The following is a 24,195-nucleotide window of genomic DNA, read 5'->3' as shown; positions in this document are numbered from 1 at the left end:
CAATGAGCAAGCGCTTAAATTCTGTTACTGTCAGTACTATCACGGTATTCATCGTTATGGTACTGGCAAGTATTGAGCCTCTAGAGTGGTCAAGTTATCTACTCCATCAACTCGGCACACTGCTTTTTTTGGCAGTGATGCTAGGTGCTTACTGCTATAGGAAGATTGGCTCACGCTCTTATATGTTTGCTTCGTTGTTTCTGATCATTCATATTATAGGTGCACGTTATTTATACTCATACGTGCCATATGACGATTGGACACAGCGATTATTCGGTATAAATCTAAACCAAATATTTGGTTGGCAGCGCAATATGTACGACAGGCTTGTGCATTTCAGTTATGGACTTTTGCTGCTTAGTGCCATGGTTGAAAGCTCAAAATCCGTCTTTGGTATTCAGTCAACGAAGCTATTAATTGCTATCGCACTCATGATCAATATATCATCAAGCCTACTCTACGAGTTACTCGAATGGGGAATTGCCTCAACCTTATCGCCAGAAGCGGCTGAAGCTTATAATGGTCAGCAAGGTGATATTTGGGATGCCCACAAAGACATGGCTTTGGCATTACTCGGTGGGCTGATTGCGGCAGGGGTTATTCTATTTAAAACTCGCACCCATCAAGTGGCTGCCCCAAAATAGATCAGTTGTCTTTTTTATCGTCATCGCTATCACCCGGTATGATGGCTTTACCAACAGCAACAGTGCCTTTGACCACACCTTTGGTGGTCTTGTAAGCGATTTTAGCCGGTACAGTGACGATCTTATGTACGCAAGCTTGCAATAAAAATACGCTTGTGAGGATGACGATCAAATGCATTTTTTTCATAACGTTCCTACGATTCAGTGGTAGCTCTGATGAGTGCCATCAGATAGAGGATCATCATAAACTATTAAAACCCTCCTATAAAGCACTGCTCATTATTAATCTTACCCTCATTTAAAATACGGATTTATCCATGACTTCTATACCCCTTTGTTTGCCAGAATCCATTACGCCTGAGCAGTTTTTAGCCGAGTACTGGCAAAAAAAGCCGCTACTAATCAAACAAGGCTTACCCCAGCTTATTGATATGTTTGAACCAGAAGACATGTTGGGTCTTGCCATAGAAGAAGAAGCCTCAGCGCGCTTACTGACACAAGCCAATACTAAAAAAGAAGGTCAAGCGCAGTGGCAACTAAAAAAAAGCCCTCTGACTGAATTGGATTTTGACAATCTACCGAAGCAGTGGACGGTACTGGTACAAAACCTTGAACAGTGGTCGCCTGAGCTTGGTCAGTTATGGCAAGCATTTGACTTCATCCCGCAATGGCAACGCGACGACATCATGGTTTCTTATGCACCCAAGGGTGGCTCAGTGGGCAAACATTATGACGATTATGATGTTTTTCTGGCACAAGGTTACGGACATCGCCGTTGGCAATTGGGCAAATTCTGCGACCAAAACACAGAATTCGTCGCCGATGAACCAATCAGACTTTTTGACGATATGGGTGAGATTATTTTCGATGAAATATTAGAAGCAGGTGACGTGCTTTATGTACCACCGAAATTATCACATTTTGGGGTTGCTCAAGATGACTGTTTGACGTTTTCTTTTGGCTGTCGTCGTCCAAATCTGATGCAGATCATTGATAGTATGGCGGATATCGCTACCAACGACAGCGATTTGTTTGTACCTATGCTACTTCCGCAGGCTATGCAAGCCTCAGGTGCGTTACAAACCCAAAGTATTGAGGCGATCAAAAATCAATTATTACAATTGCTCCAATCTGAGCGCGGTGATCACATTATCCGCCAAGCCGTGTCGGAAGTGGTGAGCAAACGTCAGTACGATGCGCTCATGCCAGAAGAAACATTAGACACTGATGAATTGATGCAAGCCTTGTTAGAAGGCGGGACACTACAAGCAGATTATAGCAATCGTCTGCTTTATACTCAGGACAGTAATAACACAGTACTGTATGCCAATGGCCAACGTATTGATGGTCTTGATGAGGCGACAAAGGCTGTTCTTATCCGTTTAGCTAATGGTGAATCTTTACAGCATAGTGATGTGACGGGCGTTGACCCAGACGATCTCAGTGAATGGTTGGAAAACGGCTGGGTTTGGATTGATTTTGCTGAGTAATTTTTAACCTGACAGCTCTGTTTGAATGTCTTACAGAAACATAAAAAAAACCGATGCCTGAATACTGATCAGACATCGGTTTTTATTTGCTAAATTTTAATATGATGGTAATGACGCTTAATCTTCGATAAAAGCTAAACGCCACTTCATCTTTAATTAAAATCCCTATTCTGTACCAAGCTCAAGTAAGCTGGCATTACCACCAATGGCAGTCGTATTGATCGTCTTGACTCGTTCTGTAACGAAGCGGTGCAGATAATCAGGCGTTAGCATCTCTGATAAGCCTTCCATATCGCTGACCGCAATCACTTGTGTCAAGATACCATCGGTTTTGGCTAGTTCTTGGCTGATGGTTTGTATCTCACTACCATTACCAGACACCGCAACTTGTGCCAGACGGTCAATATGTAAAAGCGTGATCGTTTGCGAGTCGTTTGCAACGCTCAATACATCATCACTGATACCCGTTTCATAGAGTATTTTTGCCGCTTCATTACACATCTCATCTTGGCTTGGACAATGCAAAATAACTTCATTACCTGTTAATAATGCCGCAATGAGCTGTCCCAATACCGCCATGGCTCTAGCAGATTCACTGCCAATAACCATGGTTTTACCACGAGCAGTCACATATAGGTCATTGGACTCACCAGTAGCCCCAACCATACGATGCACTTCATCCAAACTCGGCGCAGCTTCTAACAAGTGATTGAATAAGCGTTTTGCTTTATTGGCATCACCCGTCAGCAATGCCAGTTTTGGAACAGCCGATTGTAGATAGGTGGCGCGATTTACTGCGCCAAGTAGTCGCCAGGATTCACAAACCTGGGCATGATTTTTTTTGAATTCAGTCGCCATGTTGCTACTCCTTATACGAGTTCTGTTTGAGTGATTGAGTTTGTACTATTTGTAGCTGCTGTTTTTTTAGTCACTTGAGGGTTCACTGATGATTCTGTACTTAGTGTCATCAGACGTGCCACATAATGCGGACCACCGGCTTTAGGGCCTGTGCCTGATAGACCACAGCCACCGAATGGCTGTACATTTACTACGGCACCAATTTGGTTACGGTTGATATAGGTATTACCGACAAAAGCACGGCGTTCGATATGCTCAGCGCTGTTTTCGATACGACTGTGAATACCTAAAGTCAAACCAAATCCTGTGGCGTTAATGGCATCGATCAGTTGATCTAAGTCGCGTGCTTGATAGCGTAGTACATGTAATATCGGCCCGAAGTGTTCGCCACCAATCACATCAATACTTTTCACTTCAATCGCTGTTGGCAATACAAAAGTAGATTGTTCTTGACTGACGACTGAACTGGTACTCATCGGTGTTTGAGCCAAAATACGCGCTGTTGGTTCAGCATTCATACGCTCAATGTGTGCTTCTAGACCTTGCTTAGCATCGGCATCAATCACTGGACCTACGTCAGTCGCTGCATATAGCGGATTACCCACTGACAGCTCTGCCATATTACCTTGTAACAGCTCAATCAAATCATCAGCCATCTCTTCTTGTACGCATAAGATGCGACAAGCTGAACAACGTTGACCTGCTGAGCCAAACGCAGACAATACTGCATCTCTAACCACTTGCTCTGGTAGCGCTGTCGAATCAACGATCATGGCGTTTTGACCACCAGTCTCAGCGATAAATACAGGCAGCTCACCACTGGCTTGGGCATGATCATTTAGACTTTGATTGATGCGTTGCGCCGTTTGGGTTGAGCCTGTGAAGATAACGCCAGCAATATTATCAGCAGCAGTCAATGCACCACCAACGTCGCCTGCCCCGATGACCAATTGTAAAGCTTCTACAGGTATACCCGCTTTATACATCAGTTGTGCGCCGAAATGAGCGATCAAGCTGGTCTGTTCGGCAGGTTTTGCCACAACCGTGTTGCCTGCTGCTAGAGCGGCCACGATCTGACCCGTATAAATGGCCAATGGGAAGTTCCAAGGACTGATACAAACGAAAGTACCACGTGCTTTATAAACTTGACGTGACTGTTGTCCATTTAAATTTGTGAACTCATATGCTGTTGCATCTAAACGCTCGGCTTCATCAGCATAAAAACGGCAGAAATCAACCGCTTCTTTGATCTCATCAATACTGTCTTGCATGGTTTTGCCAGCTTCAACTTGACAAAGCGCCATCAATTCAGCGTAGTTTTCTTCATAAAGATCAGCTGTTTTGCGTAATATGGCAGCACGTTCAACAGCTGGCACATTTTTCCACACACTTTGTCCAGCGACTGCGACATCAATGGCATGACGAGCAAGTTCTGCATTGGCGTAGGTTACTTCCCCTGCGCTCACTTCATGATTCCAAGGAGCACGCACGGTCTGCACACTTAGCTTCTGGCTTGTACCATCTACTTCATATTCGTTAATGGCTTTACCGTTAACGATAGATGTTGCTGACCAAGTTTTATTCAAGTGGCTATCGATAGCAGATTTAAATGGTAGCCATTGTGACTCTACAAATATGTTAGGGCCAAAACTTGCACGGCGTGAGCCATATATTTCTGATGGCAATGGGATATCTGGATTGTGCAATGTCGCATTGGCAAGCAGCTTGTCATAAGGATGCACAGTAAGCTTATCAATAGGATAAGACTTGTCTAATAACTGATGCACAAACGAGCTGTTCGCGCCATTTTCAAGCAAGCGACGTACTAGGTATGGTAGCAAGTCCTTGTGTGCACCAACTGGCGCATAGATACGGACAGGGATTTGATAGGCTTGTAAAATATGATCGTACAGCGCATCACCCATACCGTGTAGACGTTGGAACTCAAACTCTTTGTGCTGACTCATAGTCATAATTGACGCAAGCGTGTGCGCATTATGAGTCGCAAACTGTGGCCAGATAAGACCACGCAGATGATCTGACAATAAGAAGCGGGCGCAAGCAAGATAAGCCGTATCTGTGCCTTCTTTACGTGTCCAAACAGGATAGCCTGACAGCCCTTTTTGCTGAGCCAGTTTGATCTCAGTATCCCAATAAGCACCTTTGACCAGACGTACTGGAATGCGGTCGCCCACTTCTGCTGATAAACGAGCCAGCCATACTAAGACAGAAATAGCACGCTTAGAATATCCTTGAACAACAATACCTAAACCATCCCAGCCAGCGGTTAAGTTGTCACGGTATAAAGACTCAAATAACTTTAATGAAATTTCAAGACGGTCCGCTTCTTCAGCATCAATACTAAGATCGACGTTGACTTCACGCGCAGCTTCAATAAGTAGCAAGCAACGTTGACGCAATAAGCCCATGACTTGCGCTTCTTGCGTAGCTTCATAGCGAGGATGCAGTGCTGATAATTTGATAGACACTGATGGCTTTGGCATGCCTTCTTTGACTTTGACATTAGCCGTAGCTCTGATTGCATGCAGATAGTCATTAAAATACTTTTCAGCATCTCTATGGGTGATCGCTGCTTCACCTAACATATCAAACGAATAGGTATACCCTCTATTGCGATATGGCTGACTGTTTTTATTAGCGCTTTCGATTGTCTCGCCCAATACAAACTGATGTCCCATAATACGCATGGCTTTTTGCATCGCACTACGAATGACTGGTTCACCCATTTTTTTGGTCATACGATCCAAAAATCCTGAGGCTGTGGTATTGCTATCAATACTGACGACACGGCCTGTCATCATCATGCCCCATGAAGAAGCATTGACCATAAAACCATTGTCATTTTTGATGTGTTTTTTCCAGTCAGCCACACTCATTTTGTCATGAATAAGTGCATCTGCCGTGTAATTGTCTGGTACTCGAATCAAAGCTTCTGCCAAGCTCATAAGCAAGATACCTTCTTGCGTATCAAGACTGTACTCGAGCAATAACGAGTCAACCATTTTGACCGCTTTGCCATCATTACGTACGTGCTCAACCAGCTGACGCGTTTGCTCAGCCGCCGCATTACGTTCTTCATCACTGGGTTTAGCCAGTGGCAGTAATTTAGACAACCAGCTGGTTTCATCCACGCTATATAATGGCGAAATACGCGTATATAGCTCTTTTGATGAGTGAGTAATATATTCTGGCGATAGTAAATCGACAGGATTGAATAAAATTGGTTCTTGCGGGGTAAACTGATCTACTGGGTTCATAACAACTCCATAACTATCGTTTAAAAACCATAATAAATGATGCTTTAGGAGGTCTGATTATGACGCCTAAGTGCCTACGCCCACTATTGCTTTAAACAGTGGTTAGTAATGATACTCACAGCGGTAATCAAAAGACCAAACGGCGCCATTACAAAACGGGAAAATCCAGCATCGGCTGGAAATGGTTAAGTAGGTCGTTCGAGTGTTAAACGGGCTACATTAACAATACAAAGGCAACAAACAGTTAAGCGACATTAGTGCCTTCTTCTTGTTAGTAGTGAAAGGAGTGTGATGAGCAGATGGTTTTATCGCTAAATCAAAACAAAGATAATGAATTATCACTTTGACTAGGTCTAAATCTGTCATCTTATTTGACGCTAATTCACTGTAAGAAAAACCTCTACGGCGTTGATTGAGGTGATGCGCTTAACTTGGGCATATTAGCATGAAAAAAATTTTCAAACTAACACTATTTACTATTTTTCTAAATTCATATTATGCTGAAAAACAACCAATTATCAGCACCTTAGTCAGCATGACGCTCTGGTTATATATTTTTATTTACTATTAACATTTAATTTCTTTAAATCAAATACTTGCGATTATAAGGTAACATTGGATTATCTGTTACGCAAAGAAAAATCCCCTTCATTCATTCAGAATAAAGGGGACTCAAAATAGTTATACAAGGTAATAAATTAACTATCAGATGCCTATAGCAATACTAGCTTAGCAAGTAAGATAACGGTTAGTACCCAAACAGGAATGGTAATCTCAGAGAATTTACCTGTCATCAACTTGACGGCGGTAAAAGTAATGAAACCAAGCGCGATACCATCTGCAATAGAGTATGTGAGCGGCGTCAATAACAATACGACCGCTACTGGAGCAGCTTCTGTCAAATCTTCCCAGTTGATGTCTTTTAACGTAAACAACATCAAGACTGACACATAAAAAATCGCGCCAGCCGTTGCATAAGCTGGGATCATGCCCGCCAAAGGTGCAAAGAAAATACTCAGCACAAACAATACGCCAACCGTCACTGCCATAAGACCGGTACGTCCACCAGACGCCACACCAGAAGCACTTTCGATATAGCTGGTCGTCGATGACGTACCAAGCATCGCGCCTGCCACCGTCGCCGTTGAGTCAGCCAATAAGGCCTTGTCCATGTTGGGAATATTACCGTCTTTATCAATCAGACCTGCTTTACTGGCGATGCCTACTAGGCTGCCTGTGGTATCAAACAAATCAACGAATAAAAAAGCAAAGATAACGCTGATCATACCAACGTCAAATGCGCCTGCAATATCAAGCTCTAACAGAGTCGGCGTAATGGATGGCGGAGCAGATATAATGCCAGCGAAATGCGTATGACCTGTCAGCAAGCTAATCAGAGTAACAATCAAAATCCCGATAGTGACCGCACCTGGAACCTTTTTATAGACCAAGCCAATAATGATAAAGAACCCCAACGCTGCCATCATTGGCGCAAATGAGGTCATATCACCAAGCATGACTAATGTGGCATCACGGCCAACAATAATGCCTGAGCTTTGAAGTGCAATAAATGCTAAGAAAGCACCAATACCTGCCACAATGCCCTGCTTAAGACTGGTTGGAATGGCATTAATGATCCATTCACGAATTTTAAATAAGCTTAAAATAATAAACAAACAACCTGATAGGAAAACAGCGCCTAGTGCTGTTTGCCACGCATACCCCATACCCAGTACGACACCATAGGTAAAAAAAGCATTCAAACCCATACCTGGTGCCAATGCCACAGGCAATCGAGCATAAATTCCCATGATAAAGCAGCCTATTGCTGCGGCCAGGCAGGTGGCCACAAACACCGCCCCTTTGTCCATACCAGCCTCAGCCAATACGTTAGGGTTCACAAAGATGATATATGCCATGGTCAAAAAAGTAGTTATACCAGCAAGAATTTCCGTTTTGACCGTGGTGTTTTCACCGTTAATCCCAAAATAGCGTTCAATTGCATTCATAAGTGTCGCGCCCAGCTTGCTAGTGAAAGAACAAATTTATTGGTGCCAAAAATAAATATGACGTCAACAAAAAATTGCGACGTCATAATCAAAAGGCAGCGGTAACAAAGTGCAACATTTTAGAGAAATTGCGGTACAAATTCAATCATTACCCGTGTCTTATGGGTACAAATCTGATTCTCTGACGTCCAAGTGAGCAATGACTGAACAAGGTTTCAATATTATAATAAAATCCTTATGCCTCAAAAATCATAGTGCCGTACTCATAGTTTTTTATCTCTTCAACTTATAAATCACAAAGTAAATAAAAAATCTTGTACCTGTACAACGCTATATTCCTACTTTCAATAGAAAGATATGAGCTAACGATGGGTCACGATTGGAATAGGCTAAATTCATATTATTGAGTATTTAACACTTTAATAAATGACCTTTTGTACATTTACCAGTACACTAAGCGGTTGATAGCAATGTGCAAAATCAAAGTGCATTTTTGGTGTCATATTCTATGTTTTATTAGATGGTCTAACTTGGTTTGCGTGCTGCGCCCTGCCAGTCATTATCAATTATTCATGAGTCTCATACATGCCTGAATCTTTAAATATTATTGACCTTATTACTCAAGCCAGTCTTTTGGTACAGATAGTAATGGCGTTATTGTTATTGGCTTCCTTACTCAGCTGGGTAATTATTTTTCGTATGAGTGCACGGCTTGGGACTGCCAAAAACTTCGATCAGCAGTTTGAGACGTGGTTTTGGTCGGGTGAAGATTTGGCCAAACTGTATCAAGGTGTCCAAGGCTCTCCTGAACGTCAAGGGCTTGAGCAAATCTTCTATGTGGGATTTTCTGAATATTTAAGAATGCATAAAAAGCGCCAACCTAAGGATGACATCATTGATGGCGTTGAGCGCAAGCTGCGGGTCGGTTTAGGGCGTCAGCAGCAATTACTAGAGTCAGGATTAACCACGCTAGCAAGTATTGGATCAGTGGCCCCTTATATTGGTCTATTTGGTACGGTTTGGGGTATCATGAATGCGTTTTTAGGACTGTCTCAAACTGAGCAAGCCACGTTATCATCTGTGGCGCCTGGTATCGCTGAAGCGTTAATCGCGACTGCTATGGGACTGTTTGCTGCTATTCCTGCGGTACTGGCTTACAACCATTTTACGGCCAAATCGAGCCAACTGTACGACTCACGCGCATTGTTTTGCGATGAGATGACGGGCATGCTCCAGCGTGAGACCAGTGCAGAAAGTATCACTGATAGAGACCATCAGGCTACTGCGAGTCAGGTGACAGGGTTATGAGACAAAGCCCATATCGCCGTGAGAAAAAAGCACTCAACGCGGAGATGAACGTTGTTCCTTATATTGACGTAATGCTCGTGCTACTTGTGATATTTATGGTGACAGCACCTATGCTGATCACGGGCGTCGATGTTGACTTGCCAAAAGAGCAAACCAATACCATGAGCCAAAGTCAGCTACCGGTTATTGTCTCATTGACCGATAGCGGTGAGATTTTTATCAGTTATGAAAACAATATTGATTTGCCAATTAGCGAGCCGGAGTTGATTGACACCCTATCCAATCTACAAAATCAAAGTGCCGATGCTGGGGCGCAACCTTTGCAAGTCATGATTAATGCGGATCAAAACAATCAGTATGGTGCCATCATGACCCTAATGGCGACCTTACAACAAGCAGGTATCCAAAAAGTTGGTCTGTTAACAGGGGCGCCCTTGCCCGCACCTTCATTATAATGACGTCTATTCTTAGCCCAACTTGCTATAATAAAACTGATCATTTGACGAACCTCGTTTTTGAGTATCTCTACCATGCATAATGCTCCTATCGTTTATGTACCAACTCAACCTGAAGGCAATGGTCTTACCTTGCCGACGCTACTCAGTTTGGTGGCACATGCACTTGTGATTGGTGTGCTTATTTATAATTATCAACATGCTGAGGTAGAAACGGCTGGTAGTATTGAGACTGTCATGGTATCGCCTGAACAGCTTGCTGAGATGCAAGGACAAATCTTGGCCAATCGGGCGGCCGCGGCCAGTGCCATGCAGGCTGAAAGCAGCGCAAGCGGTATGACGCAGACAGAAACGTTTGACGGTAGTGCTAGTGCACAGAACCCAAATCAAACCAGTTCTCAGCGCGTACCTGTTTTTACACGCTCTGACGACTCTAGCAGCCAGCCAATGCTCATGAGTGAAGATCAGCAACAGCGCCTGTTTGAGCAAAACCAAGACTATGAACGCCGGATGGCTGAATGGGCAGCGCAGTTGGACGACTCAGTGGCCGAAGAACACAGTCAAATTGAGCAAAATAAACGAGAGCAGCGTGCAGAAGAGCAAGAAAGGCTCAGCGATTATCGCATAAAACAAAACAGTCAGCCTAAGATTACGCGCCCAGTTGCAGGTGATAGAAACATAGAAATTAACACTGGTAGCTCTAATAGCGCAGGTCAAAATTATAGTTTATCCAAAGATGGTGAATCGACTGCTTCTGAATCGACCTCTAATCAAGCTAGTAACAGAGGTGGCGGTCGTTCTATGGGTGATGTAAAAAGTGCTATTGCTGATAAAATTGAGCGAAATCTTAAAGCACCAACAGAGACCCAAGGGTTAACTGCTAGAGTGAGGCTCAAATTGGACTCAAGAGGCAACGTACTCTCTGCCGACGCCAATGGGTCTAATCCAAAAGTCAATAAAGCGGCAGAAGATGCGGCATTTGCTGCCAGCCCGTTACCTATAGATTTTGACAACGCTGCGAGTTTTGCAGATCTTATCATTAATGTTACCGTTCAGTAGTATATTAAAAATCATCTAATAACTTTCTTTTCAGAGAATCTTTTATGAAACAACTGACCTTATCTACTGTTCGTAGTATTTCAAACATATTATTATTTACACCTCTATTGTTTGTACCTATCTATTCGTCTACTGCTGCTCCTATAGAAATCGACGTTTCCACTACTGCCCCAAGACAACAAAACCAAGTGGCTTTTGTGCCCTTCGCTGGCGATTCGGTTTTATCACCTATTGTCTTAAATGACTTGAGTAAGACTGAGCTAAAAGTCACGAGCCAAAACCTACCACAGCAGCCGCACAGTAGTGGCGAGCTGGCAGGCACATTGCCTGTTTGGCAAAGTATGGGGATTCCTTACCTAGTGGTTGGCACTACACGCAGTAATCGTGGCAAGATAGTGACCGATTATGAAGTGATTGACGTTAAATCTGGTCGGGTCATCGAAGGCAAACAAAGCTTGACGGCTGATAATAATAGAGAAAGCCTACGTTATGCTGGACATGTTATCTCCGATAAAGTGTATGAACTTATCACAGGTATTCCAGGCGATTTTTCAGGGCGTATCGCCTATATTGAAGAGATTGGCGCTGGGAAAGAGAAAGTCTCACGCCTAAAGGTCATAGATGCAGATGGCGAAAACGCCAAAACTATCACAGAAGTTGCAGGCTCAATCTTTTCACCAACATGGTCACCAGATGGCAGTCGTATCGCCTACTCTGTACAGCGTGATAAATCATACCCTGTTATTTATGTACAAAATGTCAGTGGCGGCGGCGCAAGTGCGTTAACGCCTTTTGCAGGTAGCAATTTAAGCCCTTCATTTTCTCCTGATGGTAGTAAGATACTATTTTCAAGTAGCTTTGAAGGCAGCGCTCATATTTATGAGATGAGTGCCAGTGGCGGTCAGCCTAGAAGACTTACCAATTGGCCTAGTAGCGAAGTGCAACCAAGCTATGCACCCGATGGTAAATCTTTCGTCTTTGTCAGTGATCGAGCTGGCTTTAATAAGCCACAAATTTATCGTTATGAGTTTGGCTCAGGTCGCACGACTAAAGTATCTAATAGCGGTTATGCTACCAGTCCGCAATATAGTAGCGATGGCTCACAAATTGCTTTTTTGAGTGGACGATCAGCTGCCATCATGAATAACAATGGCGCGGTTACTGCTAATCTGGGGAACACAGGTATCGATGAAGCACCAAGCTTTTCTCCAAACGGTAAACGCGTGGTATATGCATCAAAGCAAGGCGGTAAAGGTGTGCTGACCATCAAGTCACTGAATGGTGGTGAAGCATTCGGTAAGTCAGGACAAGGCGTCATCCGCTCACCAGTATGGTCATCTAGTCCCAAATAAGATGATCGGCTTCGCTCTATTAATGTAAAGTATGAAACATAAAAAGCGCCTAACGTTATACGAGGCGCTTTTTATAATATTACTTGTAATAACCAGTATCTTTTTATCCTTGATTGCTTTCTGAGATACCTTTATGAAATCCTTAACGCTAAGCTGTTTATTGACCTCGGTATTGCTAATCACAGGTTGTCAATCGTTTCAATTTGTTGATAGTCCCATACCCGTCACCGCACCTCTTGCTTTACAAAACCATACCCAGTAAAGCAAAAAAACAGATACCAATCTGGCATCTGTTTTTTTATTGAACTATTTTAAGGGCAACCTATCACCTTATCTCAAGGTTTTACAGAAGCGGGCTGATGTTTGATAATGGTTTTTGCTAAATGGTCACCGAACCAAATAGCCGTATCAATATCGCCAGGCCCTGGCGTTTCTTCTGGCGGTCCATCCAAAGATTGTGTCATTAACCCCAAGAAGCTGGACAGACGGTTTAAATCATGAGCTTCATGACCCGTTGGCATCAAGGGCAACCCAATCCAATTCATGCCATGCTGCATCGCATATAAAGAAATCTGCTGCAATACTGCCAATTTGTCGCCACTTAGCCCACCAGAGTTGGCAAAGGCTGCTGCCCACTTACCTTCCCATACCCGATGATACCAACGCTTTGAGGTTTCATCCATAAAGGTCTTAAATTCAGCCGTCACGCTACCCATATAGACAGCGCTACCAAACACCAACAAGTCTGCTTGATCCAAATAATCCCAATCGACATCATGAACATCGACAACTTTGGCCTGTGATTCTGGTAATTGCTGGTGCGCCCCTTTGACAATAGCCTCAGCAACACGCTTGGTGTGCCCATAGTTACTATGAAAAATCACGGCAATAGAAACGTTGGGTACGTTATCAGTGGATGTGGAGGTTAAAGGCGATTCGACAGATGTATTCATACAAACTCTAATTATGGATTAATTGAACAGACTAAGAGTCTGTTTTTAGGATACTAAAAATGTATGTTATAGATATCTCATTTATTTAGCTAATATGAGGCAAGCTTTCGTAAATTCAACCTGATCTTATTTGCTATATTTATAAGAACTTAATCAGTGTCCTAACAATATAACTATTCTTAATAAATGAGCGGTAAGGAAAAAGATAAATTCGCTGTATTACTATCAATCATTAATCAGCCATTACAATATTATATATTCCATTAAAGAATATATAAATTCTTCCTCTTCTTGTCACGCTTTTAAAAAACGGGTTTATCATAGGGTGCTTATTCAACTATTCGCGAATATACTACTTAAATATTCCAAAAAACTATTTAAATAACAAACTCTGAAAACATATATCAGAGAAGGATGTACTCTTTTGGCTATTACAACAACGAAAGTTCAACCCGTAAATGACACACTAAATCCTATTACTAGAGGGACCTTGGCACTAAATGACCCGCAGAAGCTACTGGTAGTAGGCGGCGCACTTGCTAGCTTTGTTATGCTGATTTATCTATTTGGCACCCAGCCTATGGCTCAGCCCTTACTTTTTATTATCGGCTTATTGCTTGGCTATACTCTGTTTCATGCGCGTTTTGGTTTTACTTCTGCATTTAGACGTCTGATGTCAGTGGGTAATGGACAAGCAATGCGTTCTCATATGCTGATGTTAGCGGTTGCCGTCAGTCTATTTGCTCCTATTCTTGCCTATGGTACAACCCTTTTTGGCGGCTCGGTCGCAGGTTATGTATCACCCGTGGGCGTCAGTTTACTCGTCGGCTCTTTTGTATTCGGTATTGGTATGCAGCTGGGCGGAGGCTGTGCTTCTGGGACGCTCTACGCTGTTGGCGGTGGGCGTTCAGTAATGTTTATCACCTTTATCTTTTTCGTCATTGGCGCAACTGTTGGCGCTTATCATCTGCCGTTTTGGACAGAAGAGATGCCCTCCTTTGCCCCTTTTTCTTTAGCGACGTCCACAGGTCTTGGCTATAGTGGTGCTTGGATAGTATCGTTGGCACTATTTGCTCTGATTGCATGGGTCACGCTTATTGTTGAGAAAAAAACCAAAGCACCGAAAATGGCACCCGTGCCGACTGAAAAAGGTTGGAGACGCATTTTTCGCGGCTCATGGCCATTATTTGCAGCAGCAATCGTCTTAGCCATACTGAATGCGCTAACATTAATCACGCGTGGTCAGCCATGGGGTATCACCTCTGCATTTGCATTATGGGGCTCTAAAATTGCAAGCAACTTTGGCGTTGATGTTGCAAGCTGGGGCTATTGGCAAGGAACCAATGCCGCTGCGCTAAATGCTTCAATCTTTGCTGATTCGACCACGGTCATGAATATCGGTATTATCATCGGTGCTTTTATTGCCTCGGCAGCAGGAGGTTTATTCAAATTTACTCAGATTACTCTAGGTAATTTTGCAGCCTCTGTGATTGGCGGGTTGATGATGGGTTATGGCGCGCGTCTGGCTTTTGGCTGTAATATCGGTGCCTATTTTGGTGGTATTGCCTCTTTTAGTGCTCATGGTTATATTTGGGGTATCATGGCAATGGCAGGGACTTTTTTAGCCTTATATATGCGCCCATTGTTTGGGCTATCTGTACCAAAATCTAATGATTCTGTATGCTAAAAAATCAATAATTTATAAATAAAAAATAGCAGACTTATATTAAGTCTGCTATTTTTTTGGACGATTAACATTATAAATGCTACAAACGAATAGCCATCCTTACATCGCTTCTATTAATAAATAGCTTTTATCAAAACGCAGAAAGGCCACGAACAATCACTAGCGCCATACGCCCTGTAGCAGGCTGATTCAAATGCGTCTGACGACGATAGGAGTAATATCGATTATCAGCGTAACTACAATGCTCCGGCAACCCATCAACTAACGTTACACCAGTCGCCTTTAATTGACCGGCAGCCAGCTTTGGTAGATCAAGTTTGAGCTTATTAGCACTGTCTGCCTCGCTATTAACAACGTACCGCTGGTCAAAATTCTTAATGTCAGAAGCCGTTAATGACTGAGTTTCTACGCAGCCTGCTAATAATTGGTCACGAACTTGACGACCAACCTCATAGTTTTTTTGACTGATACAAACACCAATCCAAGCACTTATCGGTCCAGACTCTCTAAAACGCTGAACCGTTGCTTGAATAACGCCGCATGCCAACCCTTGCCAGCCTGCATGAATTGCTGCAATCTGACCACTTGCTGGTTGATATAAAACGATGGGAACACAATCAGCCGTCATTATGGCAAGACCAAGACCCTGCTGTTGACTAATTATCGCATCAGCGGGCATTGGCTCCATACCTAGTGCAGTAGCATCAACATCGTAAATGTGCTTGCCATGAACTTGACTGACCCAGTGCAAGCTTTTGACTTGAGTGCACAGCTCATTCTTGAAAGATATATCTGTCATTTGCTCATTGATGGCAGCCAATAGACGCATACGATTATTTAATACACTTGTCGCCTCATCCTTGACATGCAACCCTAGATTTAGCTCACCATAATCAGCCCTACTTTTTTCTTCAGCTTGCTCTTTCTTTGAACCAAGCGCCTCAATATGGGGAGTATCATCGCTAGAAAAAGCAGACGTTTGAAAAACCGCCACATCATCAACCTGCGCCAGCAATGTCATGGGAAACGTATTAATCATGGCTGATGTACCGTATTCATGGGTTGTTATTATTCGTATATGGTGATTATGTCGCCGGCGGTCATTAACTCTTTACCAGCTATCACAAGCATTTATAAATACTTGCTTATTTGTCGTATTCGTCGTCATAGCCATTGCTTAACACTGCTATTAACTGCTGCATGTCTTCAGGTAATGGTGTTGTAACTTCAACGTCTTCGCCTGTCGTTGGATGAACAAATCCTAATGTATAGGCATGCAAGGCTTGACGTGGAAAGTTACTAATCGCTTGACGCTGAGCTTCTGATAGACCCGAACGCAGTTGGCGACGCCCACCATAAACACGATCCCCTACTAGCGGATACGTAATATGACTGAGATGTACACGAATCTGATGCGTACGCCCTGTCTCTAGTCCCACATCTAATAAACAGTAGTTTTCATTGAGCGGTGTGACATTCAACAAATGCGTCACTGCCTCACGCCCAGCGGTCATCACCGTCATTTTGGTACGCTGAGTGCGATGACGACCAATCGGTGCATCAATACGCCTGTGACGAAGTAAGCTTGCTGCATCCCCTGCCACCACACATTGATAATGGCGATAGACCGATTTGTCTTTTAGCTGCTCCATCAAAGCCATCTGAGCGGGTTTGGTTTTGCCAATCAGCAAAAGCCCTGATGTGTCTTTGTCAATACGATGTACCAAACCTGCGCGCGGCAGATGATGTTGCTGCGGATAATGGTATAAAAGCGCATTGACCAAAGTACCCGTCTGATTGCCAGCGCCCGGATGAACGACCATACCAACAGGTTTGTTAATCACCAGTACGTCGTCATCCTCATAAACAACATCGATATCGATGTCTTCTGGCTGATCTTCACTATGCTGCTGCAACGTCGTTGATAGATGTAGAACATCATCGGCTTTGACACGAACTTTTGGTCGTTGCACACTGCCGTTATAGAGCAAGCTTCCGTCAGTTATCCAACCTTGTACTTGCACACGCGAGAAGTCTGAAAACACCTGTGAAGCGACTTTATCAATGCGCAGGCCAGACTGATCTTCGGTGACAATGTGTGTCATATCTACCACCACTGGTATGGCTTGACCAGCAACAGGGACCTCATCATCGCCATCATCAATATCGCTGTCTTCTTCGAGCAAGTCGTCATTATCAAGAGCATCAGTGTTCTCATCAATCATTTCTTGATTGTCAGGCTCGTCATTTTTTAAAACGTTATTTGGCATTGGTGACTCTTGTGCTGATGAATCAGTATCTAGCGACTGATTCGGTGGTAAATGGGTAGTCATAGCATCATTATTCATAGAAGATTTGTATAGGGTAAACTTCCTAACATGGCTTGAAATAGCAACATTAAAGGGAGTTTTATAAAAAACAGACGACCGCTCATTGATTACTGATGTATCTTAAAAAGAATCATCGTCAAAAAAAGCTGAAGCAATATGGCGATAGTGTATCATGCCAAGCGCTTAAGCCCTATAGACGCACTGTTTTATCTGTCTTTTTTTGATGGTCCATCACCTTGCCGAGCATCAATTAGTAACTCTCTAGAATATGACATTGCTGTAATTTACTGTATATTTAGCGATGCCAGTGACATTGGAGATCGCTCATAATGGCCGCTCATGTTAAAATGCTAGGCTATAATCAGAGCGCAGATCGAGCGACCTCAAAAGCTATCGTATTTGTGGGCAGATGAATTCCCATGTAACTGTATTAGTATAGTGTGGTCAAAAAATTGCTCTGGCTTATCTGAGTGATGTTAAAATGCCTCAGTACTAAAGATTTATGGATATTTGACATCATGCCGCTATAATTAGATGGTGAAAAAATAGACGAGGCCAGCGTTATTCTATAAAGTATAGCCATATTTTGCTGTATGCTATGGCACTGTATCTTAAAATAATCGTATTTTATTAGCGTAAAATAAGATTTTGATCTAATGCACAAGTTATTAACCATAGCAAAACCGCATTCGATGAAGATCATATTCTTAATGAGTTCGCTTGATCATAAGCATACTCAATAGTAGACAGTTAACTGATGCCATAAGCATCGTTTTTTATTATTAACCTTTTATATAGCATAATGGCGCTGCTATTGTGCGTCTTGTGTCGGAGAAGAAGTATGCAAGCTGTTGGCAATACGTTTATCAAACTGTCCTCAATAACCTTACTTGCGCTTAGCGTAAACCTTGTGGGTTGTCAGACTTTCAAAAACCTGACTGGTAAAAAAGACGTCGATGCAGTAGAAACTGCCGAAAAATCAGAGCAAAACTATTATAATGATGCCATCGCTCAGATCGATAAAAACCGCTACAATCAAGCCATCGAAGACTTGACCAATTTGCGTACTTTTTACCCTACTGGACAGTACGCCGAGCAAGCCCTACTCGATATGATGTATGCACAGTATGCCAGCGGTGAGTTTGAAATGGCCGCATCCAGTGCTGAACAATTCATTCGTCTATACCCATCTAATCCACAAGTCAGCTACGCCTACTATGTACGCGGCGTGGCCAATATGGAAGGCTCATCAGAAGGTTTAAAGCTGTTTAAGTTAAATCAAGCAGAGCGCGATACCGCCTATTTGCGTATTGCTTTTGCCAATTTCCAAGAGCTTATTAATAAATACCCGAACAGCCCTTATGCACCAGATGCTGCTCAGCGTATGACCTTTATTTACAATCAGTTTGCTGAAAGTGAGATGAGCGCTGCCAATTGGTATATCGAACGTGAAGCCTATGTCGCTGCTGTGAACCGTGCCAAATGGGTGTTCCAATATTATCCACTCAGTGAATCTACGCCAGAAGCCATTGCCGTTCTTGCTTATAGCCATGGCAAATTGGGTCTGACTGATTTGGCAAACGAGTATAAAACCCTATTACAAATCAATTATCCCAATTGGTTGACCAATGATGGCCGTGTCAAATTAAAAACCAAACGTGACAGCACGTGGCTCAACAAAATAACCTTTGGAAAGCTTGGTCGCTCAAGTACAACAGATGCTTCTGCTGCCACTGGTCAATATAATGGTGCCACCAAACTCCAAATGATTCGCAACGCCAATCAATTGAGACTGCCTAGTGATAATGCTGCACCAGCTAATGCACCGATAGCGGGTTCTTTCACATCTTCTACAAATAGCAATGGTGTCAATATTGGGTTAGGATTGCCAGAAGCATCAACAGAACGCGTCACTAGTCAATCAAGCACAAGCTCTACTGCTAGAGAAGCAAACGTTGATCCGCAAAACATCAACCCAACACGCCGCACAACTCTACCTGAGTCTGAGCGCGACGGTATTATGCTGACACCATCGGACACTGATGCAGGCATGAATTAAGTCCGATTTCTTTAGGCAGCGCCATGCTGTCTACTGCGTGTCATAAATAATAAGGTCAACATTATGTTGGCCTTATTTTTCTGCCCTCGATATTTTGCTATGACTGATTTATCGGCTGTGTCTTAACCTAATTGACCTATGGTAAACTATTTTTTGTATGAGCATTCCTAACCATATTCTCGAACAATTAAATAGCCAAGCTGACTTAATCAGTATCATTGGACGTCATACCACGCTCAAAAGAGCGGGCAACGAATATAAAGGCTGCTGCCCTTTTCATGGTGAAAAGTCGCCTTCTTTTTATGTCAATCCACAAAAAAACATTTATCACTGTTTTGGTTGCGGGGTTGGTGGTAACGCTATCAGTTTTTTGCGAGACTATGAAAGCTTAACGTTTATTGAAGCCGTCAATGAGCTGTCAAAGCAAACGGGCATCGAGGTGCCAAAAGAAGAACAGCAAAATGTTAGCTATCAACGCACCAAACAGTCCACTGTCAAACCGACATCTCAAGCACCAACAGCTACTCAATCAGACAATCCTACGCCTGTTGGTCAAAATCAAGACAATAGCGCTCCGTCGTATTCAGACTCTGTCATTTACGATGATGGTCATTATGACAATTATCCGCCATTAGACGTTTATGACTCAGCGCCTTATTCATCTGAGGGCTACGGCTCAGATTATCAAAGCAGCAGTGACAGCGGTAGTGGTTATCCACCTTCGTGGCTGACAGACGCTGACGCCATCACAGATCTGCACAGTATGGATCATTCTGCTGATGCAGACGGTAACTTGTATGAGCTACTCGAGCAAATACAGCAGTTTTATCAGCTCAATCTTACGACTCATCCTCATGCCAAGCACTATTTTTTATCACGTGGTATCACAGAAGACATATTTGAGACGTTCGGTTTGGGGTATGCCCCTTTTGGCTGGCAGCATCTTGAGCATCAATTTCCACAAGATATTGAAGGATTAAAAGCATTAGGTTTGGTTCGCCAATCAGAATCTGGACGAGATTACGACTTATTGCGTGATCGTGTGATTTTTCCTATTCGGGACAATCAAGGTCGCACTATTGGCTTTGGTGGTCGAGCACTCGACAATGAAGTAAAACCCAAATATATCAACTCCTCAGATTCACCCGTTTTTCACAAGCAGCATGTGCTATACGGCTATTATGAGTCACGCCAGCAACGTGCTGACAGTTGGCTTGTGGTCGAAGGCTATATGGATGTCATTGCCCTCTATCAAGCGGGTATTTATGGCGCAGTCGCATCAATGGGTACGGCGATTAATGAGAGTCAGATATCTCGATTGTTAACGTTGAACCCAACTTTGACCCTAAGTTTCGATGGTGATAGTGCGGGACAAAAAGCAGCTTGGCGTACGCTTGAAGTGGCTTTGCCTGTATTGGCTGATGATAAAGAGTTGCGGTTTTTAACTTTACCAAACAACCATGACCCTGACACTTTTATTAAAAGTCAGGGGGGCGATGCCATGCGCGAGCAAATTGCCAATGCCATGCCCTTATCTCAGTATATTTTTGCTTATTTGAGTGAGCGTTATGACTTAACCTTGGCTGAAGGCAAAGCCAAACTGATGTCTCAAGTTCGTTCGTTAACGACGGCCTTACCCAAAGGCAGTAGCTTTCGCTATCTGCTTAATAATGATATTTATCAAAAACTGGGCGGCAAACGTAGTCAAAATGTCGAGGCCAAAGATGCGCTGTTAGATTTTGATGGTGACATGACCATCAGTCAGCAGCTGCAACTTTGTTTTTTGTTTCAACCGCGCACGCTTATTGATGACCCTATAGAAATCATTTGGCAGCGTGCTGGTATCAACAGTTTGCATTTGCCTCCCCATATCCAACAAAAAGCATCGCCTGACGTTTTGCGTCCTGTGGCTTGGGAGGACTTACAAGACAGCGCCTTGCTTGATATCGTCAGCACCATCAAACGCTGTCTCAATTACTTGCCAAAAGATGCCAATGCAGCGGCGCACTTTATCTTATCCAATCTAAAGCCGCTCACGCAAGAAACGCTTAGCCGTGGTTGGGGTGGATTTTATAAAACATTGACCGCAAGAAATGTATTGAGCCTAGATGAGCTGGTTGAAAACTTGGTCATGCAGTTGCTCAAATTACATTTACAAAAAAAGATGCAAGAGCTGATAAAAAATCCAGACCATATCAAACTGGCAATTGTTCGTAAGCAGTCGCAGTTATTGAATGACTGGTTGCGCGCCCAACAAGCCGAACAATCGGCGCAGATGGTCACCGTTCAATCTTAGCGCCTACGCTTAATTTTTATTTCTCAAAAGGTTGCCCTTTAAAAGTATCGTGGCTGCCCCCACTATTAATGATTATGCCCAGTAGCATGTGAAGCCTATTAATCGTTTCGCTGATGGCAAATAATCAGTAAAAAATAGTGGGTAGATATCACTACCTCGTGCTTGACCGCGCTGGTCTGTGTTAAACTGTGTCGCTGTGTATTTGTAGCATTGCTTAGTGAGTGATGATACGCACGCCTCGTTAAGCACACATTTTTTAGGTATCTGTTTTTTAGGCCTCAGTGTTTGAAGCCTTTTTGAATGTTTAGCTGTTTTTCAGCAGTGTTATTGTAGTGTTTTGAGCCTTTATTCATATCAACTCATTTTTGATATTATTGACAACCTCTACGCCCCATTTTGATCAATCGATTGATAAGATCAACGCACCCAACAAGCGATAGCGAGTCACAATATAAAAATGTCCGATGCAAGTAAGCGAGTATTTATGAACGATAAGTCAGTTTCTAAGTCCACATCTCAACTGGCCACCTTAATCCAGATGGGCAAAGAGCAGGGGTATCTCACCTATGCTGAGGTGAATGACCAACTGCCCGACTCTATTACCGAAAGCGATCAGATCGAAGATATTGTGCAAATGCTAACTGACGTTGGTATTAAAATCTTTGAATCAGCACCCGATGCCGATGATATCTTGATGAACGATGATTCAAGTGATGATGATATGGCAGCGGATGAAGCAGCAGCCGTATTGGCGTCTGTTGAGACTGAGCCCGGTCGTACCACTGATCCTGTGCGTATGTATATGCGTGAAATGGGTACTGTTGATCTACTTACCCGTGAAGGTGAGATCTCCATTGCTAAGCGTATCGAAGAAGGTATTCGTGATGTACAGCATGCTATGGCTTATTGGCCAGGTACTGTGCAGTTCGTCCTTGACGAATATCAAAAAGTGCAAGATGGTGAGAAAAAGCTTTCTGACGTCATTACTGGTTTTTTAGATCCTGAAACCGAAGAAGACAAGATTGCTGCCCAAGAAGCCAAAGAAGCAGCAAAAGAAGAGCGAGAGCGAATCAAAGAAGAAAAAGAAAACCCGCCAATCATCAAAGCAAAAGCCAATGCCAAGGCACTAGCATTAGATGATGATGACGAAGATGAAGACGACGTTGAAGAAGAAGCCGAAGAAGAAACCAGTGGTCTTGATCCAGAAGAAGTCCGCTTACGTCTAGAAGAAATCGAGCATTTATTCATCAAAGCCAAACAAGCCTTATTAGACTACGGTCGTGGTAGTGTACAAGCAGATGACGCTTATGCCCTACTCGCTGAACGTTTTATGATGTTAAAGCTGAACAACCGCTTGTCAGATCAAGTCATGGCCATCATGCATGATGTTTATGATGACGTGCGTAAGCTTGAGCGCCAAATCATGCGTTTGGTTATTCGCCGTGGTCGTATGCCGCGTGAAGAGTTCCGTAAGACTTTCCCAAGTAACGAAACCAACGTCGATTGGCTTATTGAGCGCATCAAGGGCAAACCTGCATTTGCTGGTACACTAGAAAAAGTCACTGATGACGTTATTTTATTACAACGTCGTATCCGTGATTATGAGCAGCAGCTCGACATGAAAATTCACGACATGAAAGACGTGGCGCGTCGTATGGCCGTCGGTGAAGCAAAAGCTCGCCGTGCCAAAAAAGAAATGGTCGAAGCCAACCTACGTCTCGTTATCTCTATCGCCAAAAAGTATACCAACCGTGGTTTGCAGTTCTTGGATTTGATTCAAGAAGGTAATATTGGTTTGATGAAAGCGGTCGATAAGTTTGAATATCGTCGTGGTTATAAATTCTCAACGTATGCCACGTGGTGGATTCGTCAGGCAATCACCCGTTCTATCGCTGACCAAGCCCGTACCATTCGTATCCCTGTACATATGATTGAGACCATCAACAAGATTAACCGCGTCTCACGTCAGTTGCTACAAGAAATGGGTCGTGAGCCGACGCCTGAGGAATTAGGCGAACGCTTAGAGATGGACGAAGTCAAAGTCCGTAAAGTGTTAAAAATTGCCAAAGAGCCTATTTCAATGGAGACGCCAATTGGTGATGATGAAGATTCACACTTAGGTGACTTCATTGAAGATGGCACGATTTCAAGTCCTGTCGATGATGCGACGTCTGCTGGTCTGCGTGAAGCAACTCGTGACGTACTGGGCAACCTAACTGAGCGTGAAGCACGTGTGCTTAAAATGCGTTTTGGTATCGATATGCCAACCGACCACACGCTTGAAGAAGTCGGTAAACAGTTTGACGTGACGCGTGAACGTATTCGTCAGATTGAGGCAAAAGCATTGCGTAAACTGCGTCATCCATCACGTTCTGAGCACTTGCGCTCTTTCCTTGAAAATGACTAAGCCTCTAGTC

At 43.3% G+C, this 24,195-nt stretch carries 17 protein-coding genes; 10 read left to right on the top strand and 7 right to left on the bottom strand.

Features of this window, described 5'->3' with window-relative positions; translation table 11 throughout:
• Window positions 1–2: 2 nt before the first annotated feature.
• Window positions 3–644: a DUF2238 domain-containing protein gene (locus tag FW759_RS08425; protein ID WP_446442710.1), complete on the top strand. Its 642-nt coding sequence runs from the start codon at window positions 3–5 to the stop codon at window positions 642–644.
• A 1-nt stretch (window position 645) separates the two neighbouring features.
• Here FW759_RS08425 and FW759_RS08420 read toward each other — a convergent pair whose 3' ends face one another.
• Window positions 646–831, bottom strand: coding sequence for an NF038104 family lipoprotein (locus FW759_RS08420; RefSeq protein WP_062844371.1), 186 nt, complete (start codon window positions 829–831; stop codon window positions 646–648).
• A 130-nt stretch (window positions 832–961) separates the two neighbouring features.
• On the opposite strand from FW759_RS08420, the gene FW759_RS08415 reads away from it, so the two are divergent.
• Window positions 962–2,134 carry a cupin domain-containing protein gene (locus FW759_RS08415; protein WP_095568559.1) on the top strand — a complete coding sequence of 391 codons (1,173 nt, stop codon included), beginning with the start codon at window positions 962–964 and terminating at the stop codon, window positions 2,132–2,134.
• A 165-nt stretch (window positions 2,135–2,299) separates the two neighbouring features.
• Here the strand turns inward: FW759_RS08415 and FW759_RS08410 are convergent, their stop codons facing one another.
• From FW759_RS08410 to FW759_RS08400, 3 genes are all read right to left on the bottom strand, one after another.
• Entirely contained in the window at window positions 2,300–2,992 is a 693-nt protein-coding gene (locus FW759_RS08410; protein WP_062844369.1) for a hypothetical protein, read from the bottom strand.
• A gap of 11 nt (window positions 2,993–3,003) precedes the next feature.
• Window positions 3,004–6,270 carry a bifunctional proline dehydrogenase/L-glutamate gamma-semialdehyde dehydrogenase PutA gene (gene putA / locus FW759_RS08405; protein ID WP_446442709.1) on the bottom strand — a complete coding sequence of 1,089 codons (3,267 nt, stop codon included), beginning with the start codon at window positions 6,268–6,270 and terminating at the stop codon, window positions 3,004–3,006.
• Window positions 6,271–6,983: 713 nt separating this feature from the next.
• Window positions 6,984–8,279 (bottom strand): NCS2 family permease, encoded by a 1,296-nt coding sequence (locus FW759_RS08400; protein WP_095568562.1) that lies wholly within the window; start codon window positions 8,277–8,279, stop codon window positions 6,984–6,986.
• Between the two features lie 585 nt (window positions 8,280–8,864).
• On the opposite strand from FW759_RS08400, the gene tolQ reads away from it, so the two are divergent.
• The 4 genes from tolQ to FW759_RS08380 are packed head-to-tail and all read left to right on the top strand — an operon-like array spanning window position 8,865 to window position 12,453.
• A complete protein-coding gene (gene tolQ, locus FW759_RS08395; protein ID WP_446442708.1) occupies window positions 8,865–9,587 on the top strand; it encodes a protein TolQ in 723 nt (240 codons plus the stop codon).
• Window positions 9,584–10,042 (top strand): protein TolR, encoded by a 459-nt coding sequence (gene tolR / locus FW759_RS08390; RefSeq protein WP_062844365.1) that lies wholly within the window; start codon window positions 9,584–9,586, stop codon window positions 10,040–10,042. Before tolQ ends, tolR begins: the two co-directional genes overlap by 4 nt.
• Before the next feature lie 60 nt (window positions 10,043–10,102).
• On the top strand, window positions 10,103–11,101 hold the full coding sequence (locus FW759_RS08385; protein ID WP_446442707.1) for an energy transducer TonB: 999 nt from the start codon (window positions 10,103–10,105) through the stop codon (window positions 11,099–11,101).
• Between the two features lie 44 nt (window positions 11,102–11,145).
• On the top strand, window positions 11,146–12,453 hold the full coding sequence (locus tag FW759_RS08380) for a translocation protein TolB (RefSeq protein WP_446442706.1): 1,308 nt from the start codon (window positions 11,146–11,148) through the stop codon (window positions 12,451–12,453).
• A 335-nt stretch (window positions 12,454–12,788) separates the two neighbouring features.
• Here FW759_RS08380 and FW759_RS08375 read toward each other — a convergent pair whose 3' ends face one another.
• Window positions 12,789–13,406 carry a flavodoxin family protein gene (locus tag FW759_RS08375; protein WP_095568567.1) on the bottom strand — a complete coding sequence of 206 codons (618 nt, stop codon included), beginning with the start codon at window positions 13,404–13,406 and terminating at the stop codon, window positions 12,789–12,791.
• Between the two features lie 424 nt (window positions 13,407–13,830).
• Here FW759_RS08375 and FW759_RS08370 point away from each other — a divergent pair, with 424 nt between their 5' ends.
• On the top strand, window positions 13,831–15,093 hold the full coding sequence (locus tag FW759_RS08370) for a YeeE/YedE family protein (RefSeq protein WP_446442705.1): 1,263 nt from the start codon (window positions 13,831–13,833) through the stop codon (window positions 15,091–15,093).
• A 130-nt stretch (window positions 15,094–15,223) separates the two neighbouring features.
• On the opposite strand, the gene FW759_RS08365 is transcribed toward FW759_RS08370, so the two are convergent.
• Both FW759_RS08365 and FW759_RS08360 read right to left on the bottom strand, forming a co-directional pair.
• Entirely contained in the window at window positions 15,224–16,132 is a 909-nt protein-coding gene (locus FW759_RS08365) for a polyphenol oxidase family protein (RefSeq protein ID WP_446442704.1), read from the bottom strand.
• A 106-nt stretch (window positions 16,133–16,238) separates the two neighbouring features.
• The gene (locus FW759_RS08360) at window positions 16,239–17,426 is read right to left on the bottom strand and encodes an RluA family pseudouridine synthase (protein ID WP_446442703.1); all 1,188 of its coding nucleotides are present in this window, start codon (window positions 17,424–17,426) and stop codon (window positions 16,239–16,241) included.
• Window positions 17,427–18,264: 838 nt separating this feature from the next.
• Here FW759_RS08360 and FW759_RS08355 point away from each other — a divergent pair.
• The 3 genes from FW759_RS08355 (at window position 18,265) to rpoD (ending at window position 24,185) form a co-directional block, all read left to right on the top strand.
• Complete coding sequence (locus FW759_RS08355; RefSeq protein ID WP_062844359.1) at window positions 18,265–19,482, top strand: outer membrane protein assembly factor BamD; 1,218 nt, start codon at window positions 18,265–18,267, stop codon at window positions 19,480–19,482.
• A gap of 157 nt (window positions 19,483–19,639) precedes the next feature.
• Window positions 19,640–21,778, top strand: coding sequence for a DNA primase (locus FW759_RS08350; RefSeq protein ID WP_446442702.1), 2,139 nt, complete (start codon window positions 19,640–19,642; stop codon window positions 21,776–21,778).
• Between the two features lie 484 nt (window positions 21,779–22,262).
• Window positions 22,263–24,185: an RNA polymerase sigma factor RpoD gene (rpoD, locus tag FW759_RS08345; RefSeq protein ID WP_062844357.1), complete on the top strand. Its 1,923-nt coding sequence runs from the start codon at window positions 22,263–22,265 to the stop codon at window positions 24,183–24,185.
• The last annotated feature ends 10 nt before the right edge of the window (window positions 24,186–24,195 follow it).

Source organism: Psychrobacter sp. 1176_08 (assembly GCF_052850615.1).
This window is presented reverse-complemented; position numbering and strand designations above follow the sequence as displayed.

Bases quoted from the DNA above. Each gene is read 5' to 3' on its own strand.
- FW759_RS08400 (WP_095568562.1), bottom strand. From the start codon at position 8,279: ATGAATGCAATTGAACGCTATTTTGGGATTAACGGTGAAAACACCACG.
- tolR (WP_062844365.1), top strand. From the start codon at position 9,584: ATGAGACAAAGCCCATATCGCCGTGAGAAAAAAGCACTCAACGCGGAG.
- rpoD (WP_062844357.1), top strand. From the start codon at position 22,263: ATGAACGATAAGTCAGTTTCTAAGTCCACATCTCAACTGGCCACCTTA.
- FW759_RS08380 (WP_446442706.1), top strand. From the start codon at position 11,146: ATGAAACAACTGACCTTATCTACTGTTCGTAGTATTTCAAACATATTA.
- FW759_RS08425 (WP_446442710.1), top strand. From the start codon at position 3: ATGAGCAAGCGCTTAAATTCTGTTACTGTCAGTACTATCACGGTATTC.
- FW759_RS08410 (WP_062844369.1), bottom strand. From the start codon at position 2,992: ATGGCGACTGAATTCAAAAAAAATCATGCCCAGGTTTGTGAATCCTGG.
- FW759_RS08360 (WP_446442703.1), bottom strand. From the start codon at position 17,426: ATGACTACCCATTTACCACCGAATCAGTCGCTAGATACTGATTCATCA.
- FW759_RS08420 (WP_062844371.1), bottom strand. From the start codon at position 831: ATGAAAAAAATGCATTTGATCGTCATCCTCACAAGCGTATTTTTATTG.
- FW759_RS08355 (WP_062844359.1), top strand. From the start codon at position 18,265: ATGCAAGCTGTTGGCAATACGTTTATCAAACTGTCCTCAATAACCTTA.
- FW759_RS08350 (WP_446442702.1), top strand. From the start codon at position 19,640: ATGAGCATTCCTAACCATATTCTCGAACAATTAAATAGCCAAGCTGAC.
- FW759_RS08415 (WP_095568559.1), top strand. From the start codon at position 962: ATGACTTCTATACCCCTTTGTTTGCCAGAATCCATTACGCCTGAGCAG.
- FW759_RS08365 (WP_446442704.1), bottom strand. From the start codon at position 16,132: ATGATTAATACGTTTCCCATGACATTGCTGGCGCAGGTTGATGATGTG.
- tolQ (WP_446442708.1), top strand. From the start codon at position 8,865: ATGCCTGAATCTTTAAATATTATTGACCTTATTACTCAAGCCAGTCTT.
- FW759_RS08375 (WP_095568567.1), bottom strand. From the start codon at position 13,406: ATGAATACATCTGTCGAATCGCCTTTAACCTCCACATCCACTGATAAC.
- putA (WP_446442709.1), bottom strand. From the start codon at position 6,270: ATGAACCCAGTAGATCAGTTTACCCCGCAAGAACCAATTTTATTCAAT.